This is a genomic window from Chryseobacterium shigense (assembly GCF_900156575.1).
In the GTDB taxonomy this organism is placed as follows: domain Bacteria; phylum Bacteroidota; class Bacteroidia; order Flavobacteriales; family Weeksellaceae; genus Chryseobacterium; species Chryseobacterium shigense.
Genome location: NZ_FTNY01000002.1, coordinates 803,143 through 820,590 on the forward strand (window position 1 = coordinate 803,143; position 17,448 = coordinate 820,590).

The 17,448-nt window shown below is 39.6% G+C and carries 14 protein-coding genes and 1 riboswitch; of the genes, 10 read left to right on the top strand and 4 right to left on the bottom strand.

The features are described from left to right. Positions 1-23 precede the first annotated feature (23 nt). Positions 24-848: a flavin reductase family protein gene (locus BW964_RS09080; protein ID WP_076506538.1), complete on the top strand. Its 825-nt coding sequence runs from the start codon at positions 24-26 to the stop codon at positions 846-848. 120 nt (positions 849-968) lie between these two features. On the opposite strand, the gene BW964_RS09085 is transcribed toward BW964_RS09080, so the two are convergent. Together BW964_RS09085 and BW964_RS09090 are read right to left on the bottom strand one after the other, a co-directional pair. Beyond that, positions 969-1,499, bottom strand: a complete 531-nt coding sequence (locus BW964_RS09085; protein ID WP_084175739.1) for a hypothetical protein — start codon at positions 1,497-1,499, stop codon at positions 969-971. A 44-nt stretch (positions 1,500-1,543) separates the two neighbouring features. After that, on the bottom strand, positions 1,544-2,386 hold the full coding sequence (locus BW964_RS09090) for an alpha/beta hydrolase family protein (RefSeq protein ID WP_076506540.1): 843 nt from the start codon (positions 2,384-2,386) through the stop codon (positions 1,544-1,546). 181 nt (positions 2,387-2,567) lie between these two features. On the opposite strand from BW964_RS09090, the gene BW964_RS09095 reads away from it, so the two are divergent. The 8 genes from BW964_RS09095 (at position 2,568) to tenA (ending at position 9,929) form a co-directional block, all read left to right on the top strand. Continuing rightward, complete coding sequence (locus BW964_RS09095) at positions 2,568-3,341, top strand: HipA family kinase (protein ID WP_073333524.1); 774 nt, start codon at positions 2,568-2,570, stop codon at positions 3,339-3,341. Continuing rightward, entirely contained in the window at positions 3,328-3,711 is a 384-nt protein-coding gene (locus BW964_RS09100) for a DUF3037 domain-containing protein (RefSeq protein ID WP_076506541.1), read from the top strand. Before BW964_RS09095 ends, BW964_RS09100 begins: the two co-directional genes overlap by 14 nt. A 23-nt stretch (positions 3,712-3,734) precedes the next feature. Next, positions 3,735-4,763, top strand: a complete 1,029-nt coding sequence (locus BW964_RS09105; protein ID WP_076506543.1) for an alpha/beta hydrolase — start codon at positions 3,735-3,737, stop codon at positions 4,761-4,763. A 211-nt stretch (positions 4,764-4,974) separates the two neighbouring features. Continuing rightward, the gene (locus BW964_RS09110; protein WP_076506544.1) at positions 4,975-6,816 is read left to right on the top strand and encodes a carbon starvation CstA family protein; all 1,842 of its coding nucleotides are present in this window, start codon (positions 4,975-4,977) and stop codon (positions 6,814-6,816) included. A gap of 60 nt (positions 6,817-6,876) precedes the next feature. Next, positions 6,877-6,970: riboswitch (TPP riboswitch) on the top strand. Positions 6,971-7,032: 62 nt separating this feature from the next. After that, entirely contained in the window at positions 7,033-7,830 is a 798-nt protein-coding gene (gene thiM / locus BW964_RS09115; RefSeq protein WP_185117115.1) for a hydroxyethylthiazole kinase, read from the top strand. After that, positions 7,827-8,462: a thiamine phosphate synthase gene (thiE, locus tag BW964_RS09120; RefSeq protein ID WP_076506547.1), complete on the top strand. Its 636-nt coding sequence runs from the start codon at positions 7,827-7,829 to the stop codon at positions 8,460-8,462. The genes thiM and thiE overlap by 4 nt, the downstream gene beginning before the upstream one ends. Beyond that, on the top strand, positions 8,459-9,292 hold the full coding sequence (gene thiD / locus BW964_RS09125; protein WP_076506549.1) for a bifunctional hydroxymethylpyrimidine kinase/phosphomethylpyrimidine kinase: 834 nt from the start codon (positions 8,459-8,461) through the stop codon (positions 9,290-9,292). The genes thiE and thiD overlap by 4 nt, the downstream gene beginning before the upstream one ends. Next, on the top strand, positions 9,279-9,929 hold the full coding sequence (gene tenA / locus BW964_RS09130) for a thiaminase II (RefSeq protein WP_076506550.1): 651 nt from the start codon (positions 9,279-9,281) through the stop codon (positions 9,927-9,929). Before thiD ends, tenA begins: the two co-directional genes overlap by 14 nt. A gap of 418 nt (positions 9,930-10,347) precedes the next feature. Here tenA and BW964_RS09135 read toward each other — a convergent pair whose 3' ends face one another. Both BW964_RS09135 and BW964_RS09140 read right to left on the bottom strand, forming a co-directional pair. Then, positions 10,348-13,074: a TonB-dependent receptor plug domain-containing protein gene (locus BW964_RS09135; protein ID WP_076506552.1), complete on the bottom strand. Its 2,727-nt coding sequence runs from the start codon at positions 13,072-13,074 to the stop codon at positions 10,348-10,350. Positions 13,075-13,370: 296 nt separating this feature from the next. Then, positions 13,371-15,701, bottom strand: coding sequence for an ATP-dependent helicase (locus tag BW964_RS09140; RefSeq protein ID WP_076506553.1), 2,331 nt, complete (start codon positions 15,699-15,701; stop codon positions 13,371-13,373). A gap of 383 nt (positions 15,702-16,084) precedes the next feature. On the opposite strand from BW964_RS09140, the gene BW964_RS09150 reads away from it, so the two are divergent. Next, positions 16,085-17,398 (top strand): M16 family metallopeptidase, encoded by a 1,314-nt coding sequence (locus BW964_RS09150; RefSeq protein ID WP_076506557.1) that lies wholly within the window; start codon positions 16,085-16,087, stop codon positions 17,396-17,398. The last annotated feature ends 50 nt before the right edge of the window (positions 17,399-17,448 follow it).

Genomic DNA, 17,448 nt, shown 5'->3' on the forward strand with positions numbered 1-17,448 from the left:
ACTTTTGTGGTTAATAATAAACAATGAAAACAATCATCCCATCCGAACTATCGCCCGTACAGCTTCAGACCATCATGCAGACCGCCGTGTCTCCACGTCCCATTGCTTTGGCTTCTACGGTAGATAAAAACGGAACCAATAATTTATCGCCATTCAGTTTTTTTAATATGTTCAGCACGGTTCCTCCGATTTTGATTTTTTCACCATCGAGGAGAGTACGTGACAATACAACTAAGCATACTCTGGAAAACATTCTGGAAGTTCCTGAAGTAGTCATTGGAACTGTAAATTTTCCTATCGTACAACAGATTTCTTTAGCTTCCACGGAATATGAAACCGGAGTCAATGAATTCATTAAATCCGGATTGACCATGAAAGAAGCTGATCTGGTACGGCCTAAGCTGATTGAAGAATGCCCGGTAAACTTTGAATGCAAAGTTCTGGAAGTAAAATCTCTGGGAGATCAGGGAGGCGCTGGAAATCTTGTGATATGTGAAGTTCAGAAAATTCATATCAGAGAAGAATATCTGAATGAAGCAGGAAACCTGGATCAGCAAAAACTGGATATGGTTGCCCGTTTAGGAGGTAACTTCTATTCAAGAAGCAATGAGAACAGCCTTTTTGAGGTTCCAAAGCCATTGGTCACCAAAGGAATCGGCTTTGATCTTCTTCCGGACTTCATCAAATACAGCAAAATATTTACAGGAAATGATCTGGGAATGCTCGCCAATGTAGAGATCCTTCCCGCAGGAGATTTCCATGCCGATGAGAATGTCCATAGGGCCGCTCAGAAATTACTGTTAGAAAGTAAGATCGATGAGGCCTGGACGCTTTTAACGATAGTATAATTCAAAAAAACAAAACCAGCCTAAAATCAGGCTGGTTTTTTACTTATTCTTATTCTTTAATTTGTACCACTATTTCTTTACCATTTTAAATAATGAAACAGATTTTTTAAAGTTTAAATTTTATTTAGATTGTAATGTTTCAGTAACTGTAATCTTTCCTTTTTCAGCAAAATCTGTTACTTTTCCATTTTTATCAATAGACACATTCAGGTTGTCATTCTTTGAATCATAAAAGATAGATGTAGAATATCCAGAACAATCATGCTGCTTACATCCTGTTACTTTATAGATTCCCTTTTCAGATACTACAGGAGATTCTACGTTGAAATTTTTAAGCATTTCATCATATTGTGCTCCGGTAAGTTTTTTAACCCTTTCTGCAAAACTTTTATCTTCAAATAATTTAATATTACGGGGATATTTTCCCTCATTTTTAGTTATAATATTATCTGAGGAAGCGGTAGCCGGTGAAGCTGCTGAGTCGGCTTTTGGTGCAGCCACAGAATCATTTGATGCACTGACGGTGATTGAATCCGTACCGGTAGAAGAACTTTCAGTTTTTACTTCTTTTTTACAAGAAACTACAGCTAATAATGAAAACGCACATGCGCTTAGGATCAATTTTTTCATAATAATTTTTAATATATTCATTTATATTTGAACGTTGATATTCAAATTTTATTCCACTATTACAATTATTTCAAATTTTTATTTAGAAAATCGATGCACTTTTCTGTGACGATATTGAGGTGTTCCGGAAGTTCTTTTTCTGTCCATGGTTCTTTTGAACCGAAAGTATGATCTGCCTTTTCAACTAAAAACAATTCGGAATTCGGATTCAGGATGTGAAGATGTTCCGCATTTTTCACATTGACACTTTCATCATGGGTTCCGTGGATGACCAGTACGTAAGCTTTGGCCATTTCTGTCGCTCTTTCTACGTCAAAACGGTGAATATTATTCTCAAAATCTTCATAAAACTGGTAATAATGAGGCATTTCCTGTTTGGTTCTTCCGTTAAGTACATAATACACCCCTTCTTTTTTCCAGTTTTCCAGAGCTTCATCTTTTGGAAAACGTTCCAAAGTATCTACACTGGCCAATGTGATCAAACCGTTGATTCTTTCGTCTTCGTAAGTCTTTATAATAGAAATTCCGCCACCTCTGCTGTGTCCGATCAGAATTATTTTCTGATCATCTACCTGGGGTACTTTCACAAAATGATCAATCACAGCGCCAAGATCAGAAAGTTCTTTAGAGTAATTGTTATTTCCAAAAGCTTCCAGGTCGGTAAAGTGGTGTGGATCTTCAACAGTGGTTCCGTTGTGGGAAGCATTGAATTTCACAAAGAAGAAGCCAGCTTCTGCCAACTTTTCAGCCATCAGATTCCAGGCTCCCCAGTCCTTATACCCTTTATAACCATGAACAAAGACCACCAACGGTAATTTTTCATCAGTTTCAGGATAAAATGCGTCTGCCAGAAAATCTCTTGTCTCAGGATTTTGAAGCCTTATATTGATCTCTTTTATCAATTTCATATCATAAAAACGTTTTAAGTACTGTTTGTGGTATTTCACATGAACCTAAATATATGAAAAATTTGTTAGTGGTTTATGGATAATATCATTTTTTCTATCCTGAAAGACGACGAAGCTTCAGCCGGAATTTAATTTTTTAAATATAAGAATACACTAAAAAAAATAACCTTAATTTTGCGGTATGCTGGATTTAAGAACGGTAACCGTCATGCGTTACATCCTGCCCCTGAGGGAAGGCGGATCTCTTCCTGCTTTGGCAGAAGCTGATGATGATTTTAAATATGTACTGAAATTTCGTGGCGCAGGCCACGGAGTGAAAATGCTGATTTCTGAACTTTTGGGAGGTAAGATTACAGAAGCTCTGGGCCTGCCGATTCCTGAGCTTGTATTCGTCAATCTAGACGTGGACTTTGGAAGAACGGAAGCTGATGAAGAAATTCAGGAACTGCTGAAATTTTCAGAAGGACTGAATCTGGGCCTGCACTATCTTTCAGGTTCCATCACTTATGATCCGGGGGTAAAAGTTGATCCTCTTCTGGCCTCGAAGATTGTATGGCTGGATGCATTTATTACGAATATTGACCGTACGTTCAGGAATACGAATCTTCTGATGTGGCATAAAGAGCTTTGGGTTATCGACAATGGAGCCTCATTTTATTTCCACCATTCGTGGCAGAATTTTGATGCGGCAGCCAAGACCCCTTTCAAATATGTGAAAGATCACGTTCTGCTTCCAAAAGCAAAAATGTTGGATGAGGCCGATACATTTGCCCATGAAGTACTGAATGATACCTTATTCAGGGATATTGTCAATTTAATTCCTGAAGACTGGCTTCAATGGAAGGATGCAGATGAAACACCAGAAGAGATCCGTGAGATCTACTTCCAGTTTATGAAAACCAGGTTAGAAAATTCTCAAATCTTTGTAAACGAAGCGAAAAATGCAAGAGGATAAAATATACGAATACGCTGTCATACGCCTGGTGCCGAAAGTTGAAAGAGAAGAATTTTTCAACATCGGACTTGTCATGTTCTCCAAAAAAGAGAAGTTTATCCGTGTGGAATTCTACCTGTGTCCGGATAAATTCAAGCTGATGCAAAGCAAAATTGATTACGACGACATTATCCAGAATCTGGAAAGCTTCCAAAAAATCGCAAACGGCGACAAACAAGGAGGCCCTATCGCTTTGATGGATATCCCCGAACGTTTTCGCTGGTTAACCGCTGTAAGAAGCTCTGTCGTTCAGACATCAAGACCTCATCCGGGAAAATCAAAAGACCTGGAACAAACTTTTGGTAAACTTTTTGAAGAGTTAGTAAAATAACACTCCACTACAAAAAGTATCCTATGAAATCATCTACAAACAATATATCAATCTACAGGTTTTTCACAAACCTGTTTTTTGTTTTATTTTTAAGTCTATTTAATTTAAGTTATTCGCAAGATCAAAATCAGCTCGAACCCAAAACAGGAAAAAGCAATCTTCTCCCAAAAATATCAACCGTAACAGAAAATGTACCGTATAAAACCAATGAAAAGGGAACCCCTCTTTTACTGGATATTTATACGCCGAAAAATACTTCTGGTGAAAAAATACCCGTCGTAGTCTATGTTCATGGAGGCGCATGGGTAAAAGGCGATAAAACAGTGAGAGATGGCAGCTACATTGAAACATTCATTGCTAAACTTCTCGATAAAAAGTATGCGGTCATCAGCATAGACAATACGCTTCTGAATGACAGTATTCATTTTCCGGTTCCTTTGGAAGATACCAAAGATGCCGTAAGATGGGTAAGAAAAAATGCGGCAACCTATCATTTTGACCCTGATAACATTGGATTTTTTGGAGCTTCTTCCGGGGCGCACCTTTCTATGCTTGCGGCCTACACCCCCGATCATCAATTTGTCGGAAGCCCGGAACTTTCTGCTTATTCAGCAAAGGTCAATTATGTCGTAGACCATTACGGGCCTTCAGACCTTAACAAATTGCTGCATACACGGCTTGGAAAAGTACCGGTATTCTTGTTCGGACTGGCAGCACCAAAAATTGTAGACCTCAGAACAGATCTTGTGAGAGGATTGTCCGGATACAATATTAAAAAGGAACAAAGAAAGGCTGTTGACTATTTCAAAACAATTTCTCCTCTAACCTATGTTTCAGGTGGTGTACCTACCTTAATCATGCAGGGAAATAAAGACAAAGTCGTTCCCCTGCAACAGTCTAAGAAACTGCACAGAAAACTCAGCAGAGAAAATGTTGAGAATAGCCTGATTATTGTTGAAGATGGCATTCACGGTTTTGGAACAACGGATAAACAATATATGGACAAGCTTACGGACCAGATGGTAAGTTTTATTGATTCTCACAGAAAATAGTATTTCATATACATTTTACATCAAAAATTAAAACACAGCATTATCAATCAATAGAATACAGTATTAAAAACAATCTATTACTGTAAATTTGCTAAATTAATATACATATCATTATTTTTTACATCTAAAATAATTAACTTGGCTTTTGTTTAAATTATTCTTAACAAAATATCCAATATTTTTAATTATTCATTCTTAAAAAACAAATGGTATGGATTTTCTGAATAACACCAATGCACTCACGCTGATATTTGTTTCAGTCCTGATTTTTGCGATTGCGTACCGCTTTTATGGTATTTTCATTGCCAATAAAGTACTGCGCCTTAATGATAAAAACACAACACCTGCCGTAGAATTTGCAGACGGAAAAGATTATGTAGCCACCAACAGAAATGTTCTTTTTGGGCATCATTTTGCAGCGATTGCCGCTGCTGGGCCTTTAGTTGGACCTGTGCTGGCGGCCCAATTCGGGTATCTTCCCGGTGCATTATGGATTCTGATAGGATGCGTGCTTGGCGGCGGCGTTCACGATATGGTCGTTTTATTTGCATCCGTAAGACATAAAGGACAAAGCCTTGCTACGATTGCATCTAAAGAAATTGGAAAAACTACAGGAACGGTTGCCGGTTTTGCCATTTTATTTATTCTGATTCTTACATTGGCAGGCTTGTCACTGGCCTGTATCAATGCGATGCATGAAGCTTCATGGTCTCTTTTTACTGTTGTCATCACAATGCCTATTGCGGTGATTATGGGATTGATCATGAGATACAGAAAAAACAGTGTGCTTTTTGCAAGTATTTTGGGCGGAATCCTTTTAATAGCAGGAATCATTGGAGGACATAGTTTAATGCAGAATGAAACGATGAATAATCTGTTTACATGGGATATAAAAACCATTTCTATTGCGATTCCGCTGTATGGTTTTCTCGCTTCTGTACTTCCGGTTTGGCTGCTTCTCGTACCAAGAGATTATCTGTCAACCTACTTGAAAATAGGAACCATTATTATGCTTGCTGTGGGAGTGATTGTCATTCATCCTACAATTCAGATGCCTGCGCTTACAGAATTTGTGAATGGCGGAGGGCCTGTTATCGGGGGACCTGTCCTCCCTTTTATTTTCATTGTGATTGCCTGTGGAGCAATTTCAGGTTTCCACGCAGTTATTGCAACAGGAACAACGCCAAAAATGCTTAACAAAGAAAAAGAGATCCTTTTTGTGGGGTATGGTGCCATGCTTGTAGAAGGTTTTGTGGCGTTAATGGCCCTGATTGCTGCGTGTACCTTAATGCCCGGTGATTATTTTGCCATCAATACACCTAAGGAATCTTATGATGCTTTTCTTGCAGCCCACCCTTCTCTGCACGGTGTAGACATCGATTATTATTCACAAAAAATAGGCATTGAGCTTCACGGAAGAACGGGTGGAGCGGTGTCCTTAGCCGTTGGAATGGCTCATATTTTCAATAAAATCCCGTACATGGATCAGCTGACGGCTTATTGGTACAATTTCGCCATCATGTTTGAAGCCGTTTTCATCCTTACCGCCATTGATGCCGGAACCAGAGTTGGCCGTTTCTTTTTACAGGAAATGCTGGGGTCTGTGATCCCTAAATTCAATGATAAGAACTGGATTCCCGGAATTATTATCAGCAGCCTCTTGTTTACATTCGCATGGGGATATCTGGTATTCACTGGAAATGTGAGCAGTATCTGGCCACTCTTTGGAATCAGTAATCAGTTGTTGGCTGCCTGCGGACTTATTGTGTGTACAACGATGCTGATCCGGATGAACAGGGGGAAATATGCATTATGCTCTGCAATTCCAGGCGTTTTCATGGCCGGAATAACGTTCTGGGCGGGTTATATTCAGGTCACGGCCATCTATCTTCCTAAAGAACAGTATCTGCTGGCAGCTTTAGCTGTAACGGCTATGGTTCTCATGCTGATTGTATTCATTGGAGCATTTATCAAATGGTATCAGCTTCTTCAGATCAAGACCACCGTAACCGATTATTACGGAGAGCCGGTCAAAGAGCTTGTAGAAAGATAGGAACCATTGTTCAAAATCCTTTGCAAGGGTTTTGCGTGCTCTGATATTTTTTATACATTTGTTTTGCTTTAGGGGTATTCTGAAAAAGAATTGAGAGAGTCCCTTTGAACCTGATACGGCTGACACCGACGTAGGGAAAAGCAAAATGACATTGTTCACAGTGTACTTTTTGTTTTGGATTTTTTCCTGAAGCTATTTTTATTTTAAACGATATCAATGGAAAAAATTCTTTGGGAACAGGTACAGCTTGTCAGACAAAAATCTCCCCTTGTTCATAACATCACCAATTATGTGGTCATGAACAATACCGCCAATGCCCTTTTGGCTGTGGGAGCCTCTCCTATCATGGCACATGCAAAATCTGAAATTCAGGAAATGATCAGCATTTCTCACTCGGTGGTTATTAATATAGGCACTTTGGATGAATATTGGTCAGAATCTATGATCCTGGCAGCTAAAATTGCCCATTTGACAGGAAAACCCTGGGTTTTAGATCCTGTGGGTGCAGGAGCCACTTCGTTCCGGGATCAGATTTTAAATCAACTTTTACCTTATCAACCTACGGTGATCAGAGGAAATGCGTCTGAAATCATTGCTCTTGCCAAAGCCAATACAACAGCGACCAAAGGAGTAGACAGTACGGCACAGAGTAACGAAGCCGTTGATGCCGCCCGCAGTCTGGTAAACCAATACGGAATAATAGTCTGTATTTCCGGTGAGACTGATATTATTCTCAATAATCAACAGGAAATTTTCATTAAAAACGGACATCCGCTGATGACGAAAGTAACCGGTCTTGGATGTTCTGCGACAGCTTTAATCGGAGCATTTATAGGAATTGCAGATGATAGAATAATGGCAGTAGCTGCTGCTATGGCATTAATTGGTATTGCGGGAGAACTAGCGGCTGAGGAAAGTAAAGGTCCTGCAAGTCTTCAGGTCAACCTCATCGATCAATTGTATACGATCACTGAACAGGAATTTTTCAACCGTTTAAAGATTAAGCGAAAATGAGTTTACATCCTTTTCCCTTTCAACTTTATCTGGTGATTTCTGAAGCTGACTGCATGGGAAGAAATTTCGTGAAGGTTGCTGAACAGGCAATTCTTGGAGGAGTGGATGTCATTCAGCTAAGAGAGAAAAACAGCAGCCCGGAGTCGTTTCTTACAAAAGCCCTCCAGCTTATAGAATTGACAGAGAAATATTCTATTCCCCTGATTATTAATGATAATATTGAGGTTGCTGAGAAGATCAATGCAGCAGGAATTCATGTGGGTAACAGTGATGCTCCGCCCACTTATTTAAGACAACAAACCCATCTCAGTCAAAAAATCATTGGCTACTCGATTGAATATCTTTCCCAGCTTGACAATGAGCAGACTGCCGTATCCGATTATTTGGGAATTAGTCCGGTCTTCAGAACTGATACGAAAACTGACACAATAACAGAATGGGGACTCGAAGGCATTAAAACGATCAGGCAGCTTACAGACAAACCTTTAGTAGCCATCGGTCATATTCATTCAGGAAATGCAAAAGAAGTCATCAACGCTGGTGCAGACTGCATTGCTGTCGTTTCTGCTATTTGTGGTGCTGAAGACCCTCAAAAAGCAGCCTACCAATTAAAAAATGAAATTGTAAAATGAAAAAATACACCTATCCATCGGTATTAACGATTGCCGGATTTGACGGAAGCGGCGGGGCAGGCATCCAGGCTGATATTAAAACAGCCTCTGCTCTGGGATGCTTTTCGACCTCGGTATTAACGGCTTTACCGGTACAGAATACGCAAGGCGTAAGAACAATATACCCCATTCCGGTAGAAGCTGTAGCAGATCAGATCGAAGCTATTCTGGATGATATTTTTCCTGACGCCATTAAAATCGGAATGGTTCATACTCCACAGCTGGTTGAAACGATTGTCTCAACTTTAGGAAAATATAAAAAAATACCACTGGTATTTGATCCTGTCATGGTCGCTACAAGTGGTCACCGTCTGATCGAAGAGGACACGATATCGGCCATCACGGAACAGCTTTTCCCGATTGCTGATGTAGTTACACCCAATATGGACGAAGCTGCCATTTTAGCCAGGATGAAGGTAGAGACTGTTGAAGATCTCTATGCCGCCGGAAAGGAAATAAAGAAACTGGGCTGTAAAAGTATTCTTCTGAAAGGCGGACATCAGGAAACCTCAACCATTACTTCTCTATTTCACGATGAGCATGAGAAGTACCATTCTTTTGAAACTAAAAAATTTAGCACCAATAATACCCACGGCTCCGGTTGCACGCTTTCTTCTGCCATTGCAGCGTATCTGGCCCAGGGATTTACTTTATATGATGCTGTTTCTCTTGGGCAGCAATATGTATATCAAGCGATAGAAAACGGAAAAGATGTACAAACAGGGCTTGGAAACGGTCCGCTTAATCACTTTTTTAATCCACAAAAACTAATCAAAAATGAAATGGTCTGAACACACCTGGCAAGCAATAGAAGAACGTTATCAGTCTATTCTGGACATGCCGTTTATCAAAGAATTATCAAACGGTACTTTACCTCAGGAAAAGTTCAGGTTTTACATGGCCCAGGATTCTTTATATCTTGAACACTTCGGCAGAACACTTTCGCTGATCGCTGCTAAAATTCAGGATCTTCAGGATGTGCTGGCTTTTATGCGATTTGCTGAAAATACTATTGTGGTGGAAAATGCACTGCATGAATCTTATTTTATCGATTTTGGGGTTAAAGATAAAGGAATAGCAGAACCTGCCTGTCACCATTATATTCACTTTCTGAGAAGTACTGCAGCTTTAGAATCTGTGGAAATTGCCGTTGCAGCGGTTCTGCCGTGCTTCTGGATCTACCGTGAAGTCGGAGATTATATTTACAATCATCAGAATGCGATCAACAATCCTTATCAAAAGTGGATTGATACGTATGGAGGCGAGGAATTTTCTGTTGCCGTAGATCAGGCTATTGCGATCTGTGACCGACTGGCCGAAAACAGTACGGAGGAAACAAGAGAGAAAATGACCGAAGCTTTTATCATGTCCACGAGAATGGAATTCCATTTCTGGGAAGGTGCTTATGAGCTGAAAACATGGAAATAGCTTAAAAATAAAAGCGGATTCAAAAATTTGAATCCGCTTTCTGATATGGAATTTTTGTTGAAACTTCGTTGTAGAAAAATATCTTCAAATATCTTTACGTCTATGCAAATTAAACCGTCTTTTTGGTAATCGCAAAGGCGCAAAGGTTTTAAAGTGCTTCTGTGATTAAGGCGCAATAAAATCATAGATTTTCAGCTATTTTTATGCCTCTGTCATTGCGAACCTTTAGGTGAAGCAATCTCAAATTATTTAACAATACCTTTTTTGAGATTGCTTCGTCGCTCTGCTCCTCGCAATGACAGCGGTACTCAATTTTATCGGAGATAAAATCCTTGCGTCTTAAAACCTGATGCACTCAAATATCTTGCGCCATTTCGTTTTTCCAACTGGAAAATATGATTTTTAAACGCACGATCATTTAAAAATTAAAATTAAGTCTTGAGAACACATATCTTCCGTTTTGTCCAAACTGGGACGTAGAACGTGAATAAACGAACTGGTCATTGTTGGTAGAAGCAGGAAGGTTTTTGTCAGGATAAATATCAAAAAGATTGTTGACTCCTACCGTCAGGCCTATATTTTTTGTAAACTGATATCCTAAGGAAAGATCGGTAATGATCTTGTCTCCGATCTGCTGATGTTCATTGAACCCTGTGATTCCGTCACCATTCGCATCAATCACGTCTGCGCCTGTGACTTTTCCGAAATAGGTATTTCTAAGATAAACCGTAGCATTTTTCCATGAAAGGGTATGAGATAAACTTGCTTTTACCCTTGGAACAGCTTCTTCCAGATACACTCTTGATTTCTCTGAAAAATAGATTTTCTCAAGATTCGGAGATTGTAAAAGCCCTGAAGAGTGAGTATCTCCAACTTTTCTAGTCTCGCTGATATTAGCCGCAAAACTGTTTTCCAATTTGAATCCTGAAAATCGTACATTGTGAGAAATCACAACATCCACTCCTTTGGTTTCCGTATCAATAGCGTTGGTGAAGAACTGAGCCCCATTCACTCCCTGGGCATCAAAAGCGGCCTGCGCAGCTGCCGGCACATCTGATCTTAAGAACTGATCGGTAAGAATGATTCGGTTATTAATTCTGGTAAAATATCCGTCCGCTGTAAAGGTCAGACTTGCGGAAGGAATTCTGTAAGTAAATCCTACGCTGGCAGATTTAGACGTTTCCTGCTTTAGTTTTGGTATTTCCAGCAATCCTGCGATTTGTGAATCATTGCTGAAGGTTCCCACTTCCAGAAGCTGGCTGTTCGTAAACAAAGTGGACGTTACATTGTAATAAATCTGATGGATAGACGGTGCTCTGAATCCTGTGGAACCTGCTAATCTTACATTAAAATTAGGTGCTACCTTGATTCTTGAAGCTAATTTATAGTTGAAAGTCGATCCAAAATCTGAATAGTTTTCATATCTGGCCGCAGCATCTACCAATAGCCAGTTAGTGAAATTAAATTCGACATCTGCATAAGCTGCTACTGCCTGTCTGTTTTTATCAATAGCATTCGCGGGTTTAAATCCTCCGAAAACCTGTGATCCTCCCGGCAGTGCATTTCCAAAGAAATCGGTTGCTCTCGGGGTTGTATTATTCCATACATTTCCTGCGGCATCATAAGTGGTGTAAGAAGCTTCATCACCCTGCGTTATTTTGAAATTCTCATAACGATGTTCTGCTCCAAAAGCAACGTTGATTCCACTCCATACATCATATTTTTTAGAGAAATCCAAATTGATCGTGTTCTGAGAGAATCGTAAACCTCCTGCATTAAACTCATTCGGTGAGGCAAATCGTAAAGAGGTATTTCCCGTGTCCTGAATATTATAATTGAATGAATTCTGTCCGAATGTATTGCTTAAATCGATATTCCAGCCGTTCCAGTTTCCTTTAATTCCGGCAGAAAGCGACAAATCCTGAATATCGGTTCCGATCTGTGGAAGATACCCGTCCGGATACAATCCTGTAAAAGTTCTGCTCTGGTTGGGTTTTCTGTAAAATCCTCCTGAAGTTCCGTGTCTGAAGCTGTATCCCCCGAAAGAATATACTTTCCAGTCATCATTAATTGGAACTTCAATATTGGCAAAAAGCTGATGGTTGTTCAGTTTTGACTGTCCCACCTGCATATTGAAATCTTTTCTGTTCAGTCCTCTGTAAGCCAGTTCCTGATCGGTAACATCTCCTTTTAAAAATCCCTGCAAAGCACTGATGGTATTGGCACCCTGGATTTGATTCTGAAGTTCCGGAGAAAAATAACTTACGCCCTGAGCATATTGATGAATATAATTAATAAGTTGCTGGGAATTCGGTACACTGTTTATATTCGAAAAAAGAGAAGATAAATTGACTCCGTCATTTTGAGCTCTTTTTTCAATGGCATTATAAGCATTATAGATGGATCCGCTTTCCGCCCCAGCTCTTGACGTTGGATTTCTGAACTGTGAAGACCAGGTAATGTTATAGAAACCTCCTTTACTTCCGATCTTATTTCCATAATTCAGGTCAACCTGAATATTCTGTCCGTCAAAATTTCCTGTATGGTCATTAGCGGTAGGTGTTAGATTTCCGCCATAGCTTACCTGACCGGTAAGTTTACCAATATCTCTTTTCAGTTCAAGATTAATAACGCCTGCAATAGCATCTGAACCATATTGCGCAGAAGCACCGTCACGCAGAACTTCAATTCTGTTTAAAGCAAATGAAGGAATGGAGTTCAGATCGGTTCCTACGGTTCCTCTTCCCGGTGTTCCGTTAACATTGACCAATGCTGAGGTGTGTCTTCTTTTTCCGTTAACCAAAACCAGCACCTGATCCGGGCCCAATCCTCTCAACTGAGCAGGATCCAAATGATCTGTTCCGTCTGAATTGGTTTGAATCGTTGAAGTGAAAGACGTGGCTACCGCATTCAAAATCTGTCCTATACTGGACTGCGGAAGAACTACGGATGTTTCTTTTATATTGAAGACATCCACAGGAACCGGGCTGTCTATTTTAGATCTGGCACCAGCTCTGGAGCCCAGCACCACAACTTCTTCTACAGTATTGGTTTTTACACTGTCTTTTTCTTTTTCCTGGCCGAAAGCATAGGTTCCGAGGAAAAAAAGAACAGAAGCTGATACGATAGTCGTTTTATTTTTCATACCCTTATATCAATTTATAGTTTATGTTTTTTTGAGTGGCAAATGTAAAACTAATTCATTAGTCTACAAAATTAATAGACTTTAATTTTATGAAATTTTAAGATAGTTTTGATCTATTGCTGTTTTAAAACACGACTGACACCAATATCTTCACAAATGACACTAAAGCTTAAAATACATTCGTGTGATTCGTCAAAAACATTTGTGCTATCTGTGTTTAAACAAAAAAAAACGGACTCCAAACAGAATCCGTTTTAAACTATGACAATCAGCATTTTCGCTGAAAGAATATCGTATTATATTTTTGTCAGTTTAGCATACTTCAGGATGAGGTTTTTCTCCCCTTCATGAATGAAAATCACTTTGGCTTTGATGTTCTGCGGATCTGTACCATCCAGGAAAGAAACCTCGCCAATTCCGAAACGATCATGTCTTACTTTATCTCCAACTTCAATGTCCTGGGAAGAAGCTCCGCTTGGATTGATAATTTTCGCTGTACTGACCGGTTTTAATTTTCTGACTTCTGGTGCAGGTTTTGAAGTATCTCCTTTGTCAATGGTTTTCTTTTCAACTCTCCTGAACGCTTTTTGTTCCGATGGGTGTTCATCAAAAATATTGGACTTGATTCCGGTATTATTGATAAATCTCTTTTCTAGAACAGGGTTTAAAAATTCAATATACTGATCATCAATTTCACTTAAGAATCTTGAAGGTTCGGCATCGGTGATCTTTCCCCACTGGAAACGGGAAACGGCATAAGAGAAAAAGACTTGCTTTTCCGCTCTTGTAAGAGCCACATAAAACAGACGTCTTTCTTCCTCAAGGTCTTCTCTCGTCGCAGAACTCATAAAGCTCGGGAAAAGGTTCTCCTCAAGACCAACAAGGTGGACTACCGGAAATTCCAGACCTTTCGATAAGTGAATGGTCATTAGCGAAACCATATCTTCTTCTAAATTTTTATCCTGAGTATCTGCAGAAAGGGCAATATTCTCAAGGAAATTCGGAAGACTCGGATCTCCGTCTTCCAGCTGAATCTGCTCTTCAATGAATCCCTGCATAGAGTTCATCAATTCCTGAACGTTCTCTACACGGGAAATTCCCTCCGGAGTCTGGTCATCTTTTAAGAATTTGATCAATCCGGTACGTTTGGCAACTTCCATGGCAACACTGTAAGCCGTATCGGTTTTCAGTAATACCTGGAAAGCTTTGATCATGGACCAGAAATCATTCAGTTTGGTTAAAACACCGTTATTCAGACCCAATTGAGGGGCATATTGCGGCAGATTATCCAATACCTGAGAGATGGTTACATTATGAGAATCGGCAAAAACGATCAGTTTATTCTGGGTGGTTTCTCCAATTCCTCTTGTCGGATAATTAATGATTCTCATCAATGCTTCTGAATCGTTTTCATTGACCAGAAGACGCAGATAAGCGATAAGGTCTTTTACTTCTTTTCTCTGATAGAAAGAAAGTCCTCCGTACACTTTGTACGGAATATTTTTACGTCTCAGTGCATCTTCAAATGCTCTGGTCTGTGAGTTGGTTCTGTATAAAATAGCAAAATCGCTGTATTTTCTCTGATCGGTATTTCTGAGCTCCCAGATATTTCCGGCTACGAAATTGGCTTCATCAGCATCGGAAAGTGAGCGGTATATTTTTATTTTATCGCCTTCTTCGTTATCACTGAAAACATTCTTTTTAAACTGCTGAAGGTTTTTTGAAATGACAACATTGGCAGCATTCACAATGTTTTGAGTAGATCGGTAATTCTGTTCCAGGGAAACCGTTATTGCATCCGGATAATCTTTCTTAAAGTTTAAGATGTTATAGATATTCGCCCCACGGAAGGAATAGATGGACTGAGCGTCATCTCCTACCACACAGATATTTTCAAACTTTGAAGCCAGTGCTTTTACGATAAGATACTGGGAATGGTTGGTATCCTGGTACTCATCTACCATGATGTATCTGAATCTGTCCTGATATTTGGCCAGTACTTCCGGAAAACGGGTCAGCAATTCATTGGTTTTTAACAATAAATCATCAAAATCCATCGCTCCGTTTTTGAAACAGGCATCTACATACCGCTGGTAGATCTGCCCGATGAATTTCATATTTGCCTTTTCATCAGCCTCCATCAATTCAGGATTGTTGAAATAAGCTTTTACCGTGATCAGGTTGTTTTTATAAGTCGAAATTCTTGCCTGAACTTTTTTGGGTTTATAGAGATCGGCATCGATATTCATGTCTTTCAAAACTTTTCTGATCACATTCAGGGCATCCTGCATATCATAGATGGTAAAATTGGACGGATATCCCAGATAATGGCCTTCAATCCTAAGAATTCTTGCGAAAACGGAGTGAAAGGTTCCCATCCATAAGCTTCTTGCATTGCTATCCCCTACCACTTTTGCGATACGGTCTTTCATTTCGCGGGCGGCTTTGTTGGTAAACGTCAGCGCCAGGATATTGAAAGGGTCCACCCCGTTATAGATCAGGTGAGCAATACGCATGGTCAGCACACGCGTTTTTCCGGAACCGGCTCCTGCAAGTACCATCAAAGGTCCCTGTAGAGAGGTAACGGCTTCATATTGTGATTCATTGAGTCCTTTCAGATAATCCATACTGCAAAAAAATTTTGGGAACACAAAATTAATGTATTCAAAGGACAATTCAAATTATGAGTTTAATTTATAGAAAGTAAAAAAATTAGGCAGGGTATCCTGCCGGGTCAGAATAGGTTTAATCATTGAAATTTTTCGTCACCGCCTTCATCGGATAAACAGCTCTTTTATTCGACTCTTTTCTGCATTTTTTCAATCCGTCCTTATCAATGATTTCCTGTGCCCGCAGTAAAAAAGGGAGAAAAGAAAAATGAAAGGGTAATACATTCTCATGGCGGAGTTCAATCGTTTTACAAATAAACAAAAATTAAAAAAAATGTACTCTAAATATGTAACAAATACCCTGTTTCTCCTACTAATTGATACAAAACAATTTCTACTTTATGAAAAAGCGACTTCTTTCTGTGGCAGCAGCATCTTTCTTCGGAATGGTCCTGAATGCACAGCAAATTAAATTCGAAGAGTATGACCTGCCAAACGGCCTTCACGTAATTCTTCATCAGGATAATTCTGCACCGGTAGTGACTACAGGGGTAATGTACCATGTAGGAGCAAAGGATGAAGTAAAGGGAAGAACAGGTTTTGCGCACTTCTTCGAACACCTTTTATTTGAAGGAACCCCTAACATCAAAAGAGGGGAATGGTTTAAGATCGTTTCTTCAAACGGAGGTCAAAATAACGCTAACACGACGAATGACCGAACGTATTATTATGAAACATTCCCTTCCAACAACGAACAGCTGGGTCTTTGGATGGAAGCTGAAAGAATGCGTCACGCGGTCATCAATCAGGTGGGAGTAGATACTCAGAGAGAGGTTGTAAAAGAGGAAAAAAGATTAAGAATGGACAACCAGCCTTATGGAAACCTTTTCCCGACTATTCAGAAAAATCTATTTACGAATCACCCGTACAACTGGCCTACCATCGGTTCTATGGAAGATCTTAACTCTGCTAAGCTTGAAGAGTTCCAGGCTTTCTACAAAAAATACTACGTTCCGAACAACGCTACATTAGTGGTTGCAGGAGATATCAAGCCTGAACAGACTAAAAAGTGGATTCAGGAGTATTACGGAGGCATTCAGAAAGGAACGCTTTATCCGAAAGATTTCCCGAAAGATGCTCCTATCACTCAGGAAAAAGAAGTTACGGCTACCGATCCTAACATTCAGCTTCCTGCGTATATTTTTGCGTACAGAACTCCGGCTAACAAAGAAAAAGATGCTTATGTTCTGGATATGCTTTCTTCCTATCTGAGCAACGGTAAATCTTCTGTATTATACAAAAAATTAGTTGATCAGGATAAGAAAGCACTTGCTGTACAGGCTTTCAACCAGGGTCTTGAAGATTACAGTATTTTCGCATTCTTTGCGATCCCGATGGGACAGACAACAAAACAGACTTTACAGGCTGACATTGATGCTGAAATCAAAAAGCTTCAGACAGGGCTGATCTCTGAGGAGGATTATCAGAAACTTCAAAACCAGTATGAGAATCAGTTCGTGAATGCCAATTCGAGCATTCAGGGAATTGCTGCTTCACTGGCAACCAACCACGTATTAATGGGTAATACCAATTTGATCAATAAAGAAATTGACATCTACAGATCAATCACAAGACAGGATCTGCAAAACGCGGCTAAAAAGTATTTGAATTCCAATCAAAGAGTAATCATCAATTACGTTCCTGAAAAAAAGTAGTCATTTAAAACTTTCAGGTTTAAAAAATGATTATTAAAATTAAATTTTTA

Bases quoted from the DNA above. Each gene is read 5' to 3' on its own strand.
- BW964_RS09090 (WP_076506540.1), bottom strand. From the start codon at position 2,386: ATGAAATTGATAAAAGAGATCAATATAAGGCTTCAAAATCCTGAGACA.
- BW964_RS09150 (WP_076506557.1), top strand. From the start codon at position 16,085: ATGAAAAAGCGACTTCTTTCTGTGGCAGCAGCATCTTTCTTCGGAATG.
- thiE (WP_076506547.1), top strand. From the start codon at position 7,827: ATGAGTTTACATCCTTTTCCCTTTCAACTTTATCTGGTGATTTCTGAA.
- BW964_RS09135 (WP_076506552.1), bottom strand. From the start codon at position 13,074: ATGAAAAATAAAACGACTATCGTATCAGCTTCTGTTCTTTTTTTCCTC.
- BW964_RS09080 (WP_076506538.1), top strand. From the start codon at position 24: ATGAAAACAATCATCCCATCCGAACTATCGCCCGTACAGCTTCAGACC.
- BW964_RS09105 (WP_076506543.1), top strand. From the start codon at position 3,735: ATGAAATCATCTACAAACAATATATCAATCTACAGGTTTTTCACAAAC.
- thiM (WP_185117115.1), top strand. From the start codon at position 7,033: ATGGAAAAAATTCTTTGGGAACAGGTACAGCTTGTCAGACAAAAATCT.
- BW964_RS09100 (WP_076506541.1), top strand. From the start codon at position 3,328: ATGCAAGAGGATAAAATATACGAATACGCTGTCATACGCCTGGTGCCG.
- BW964_RS09140 (WP_076506553.1), bottom strand. From the start codon at position 15,701: ATGGATTATCTGAAAGGACTCAATGAATCACAATATGAAGCCGTTACC.
- BW964_RS09110 (WP_076506544.1), top strand. From the start codon at position 4,975: ATGGATTTTCTGAATAACACCAATGCACTCACGCTGATATTTGTTTCA.
- tenA (WP_076506550.1), top strand. From the start codon at position 9,279: ATGAAATGGTCTGAACACACCTGGCAAGCAATAGAAGAACGTTATCAG.
- BW964_RS09085 (WP_084175739.1), bottom strand. From the start codon at position 1,499: ATGAATATATTAAAAATTATTATGAAAAAATTGATCCTAAGCGCATGT.
- thiD (WP_076506549.1), top strand. From the start codon at position 8,459: ATGAAAAAATACACCTATCCATCGGTATTAACGATTGCCGGATTTGAC.
- BW964_RS09095 (WP_073333524.1), top strand. From the start codon at position 2,568: ATGCTGGATTTAAGAACGGTAACCGTCATGCGTTACATCCTGCCCCTG.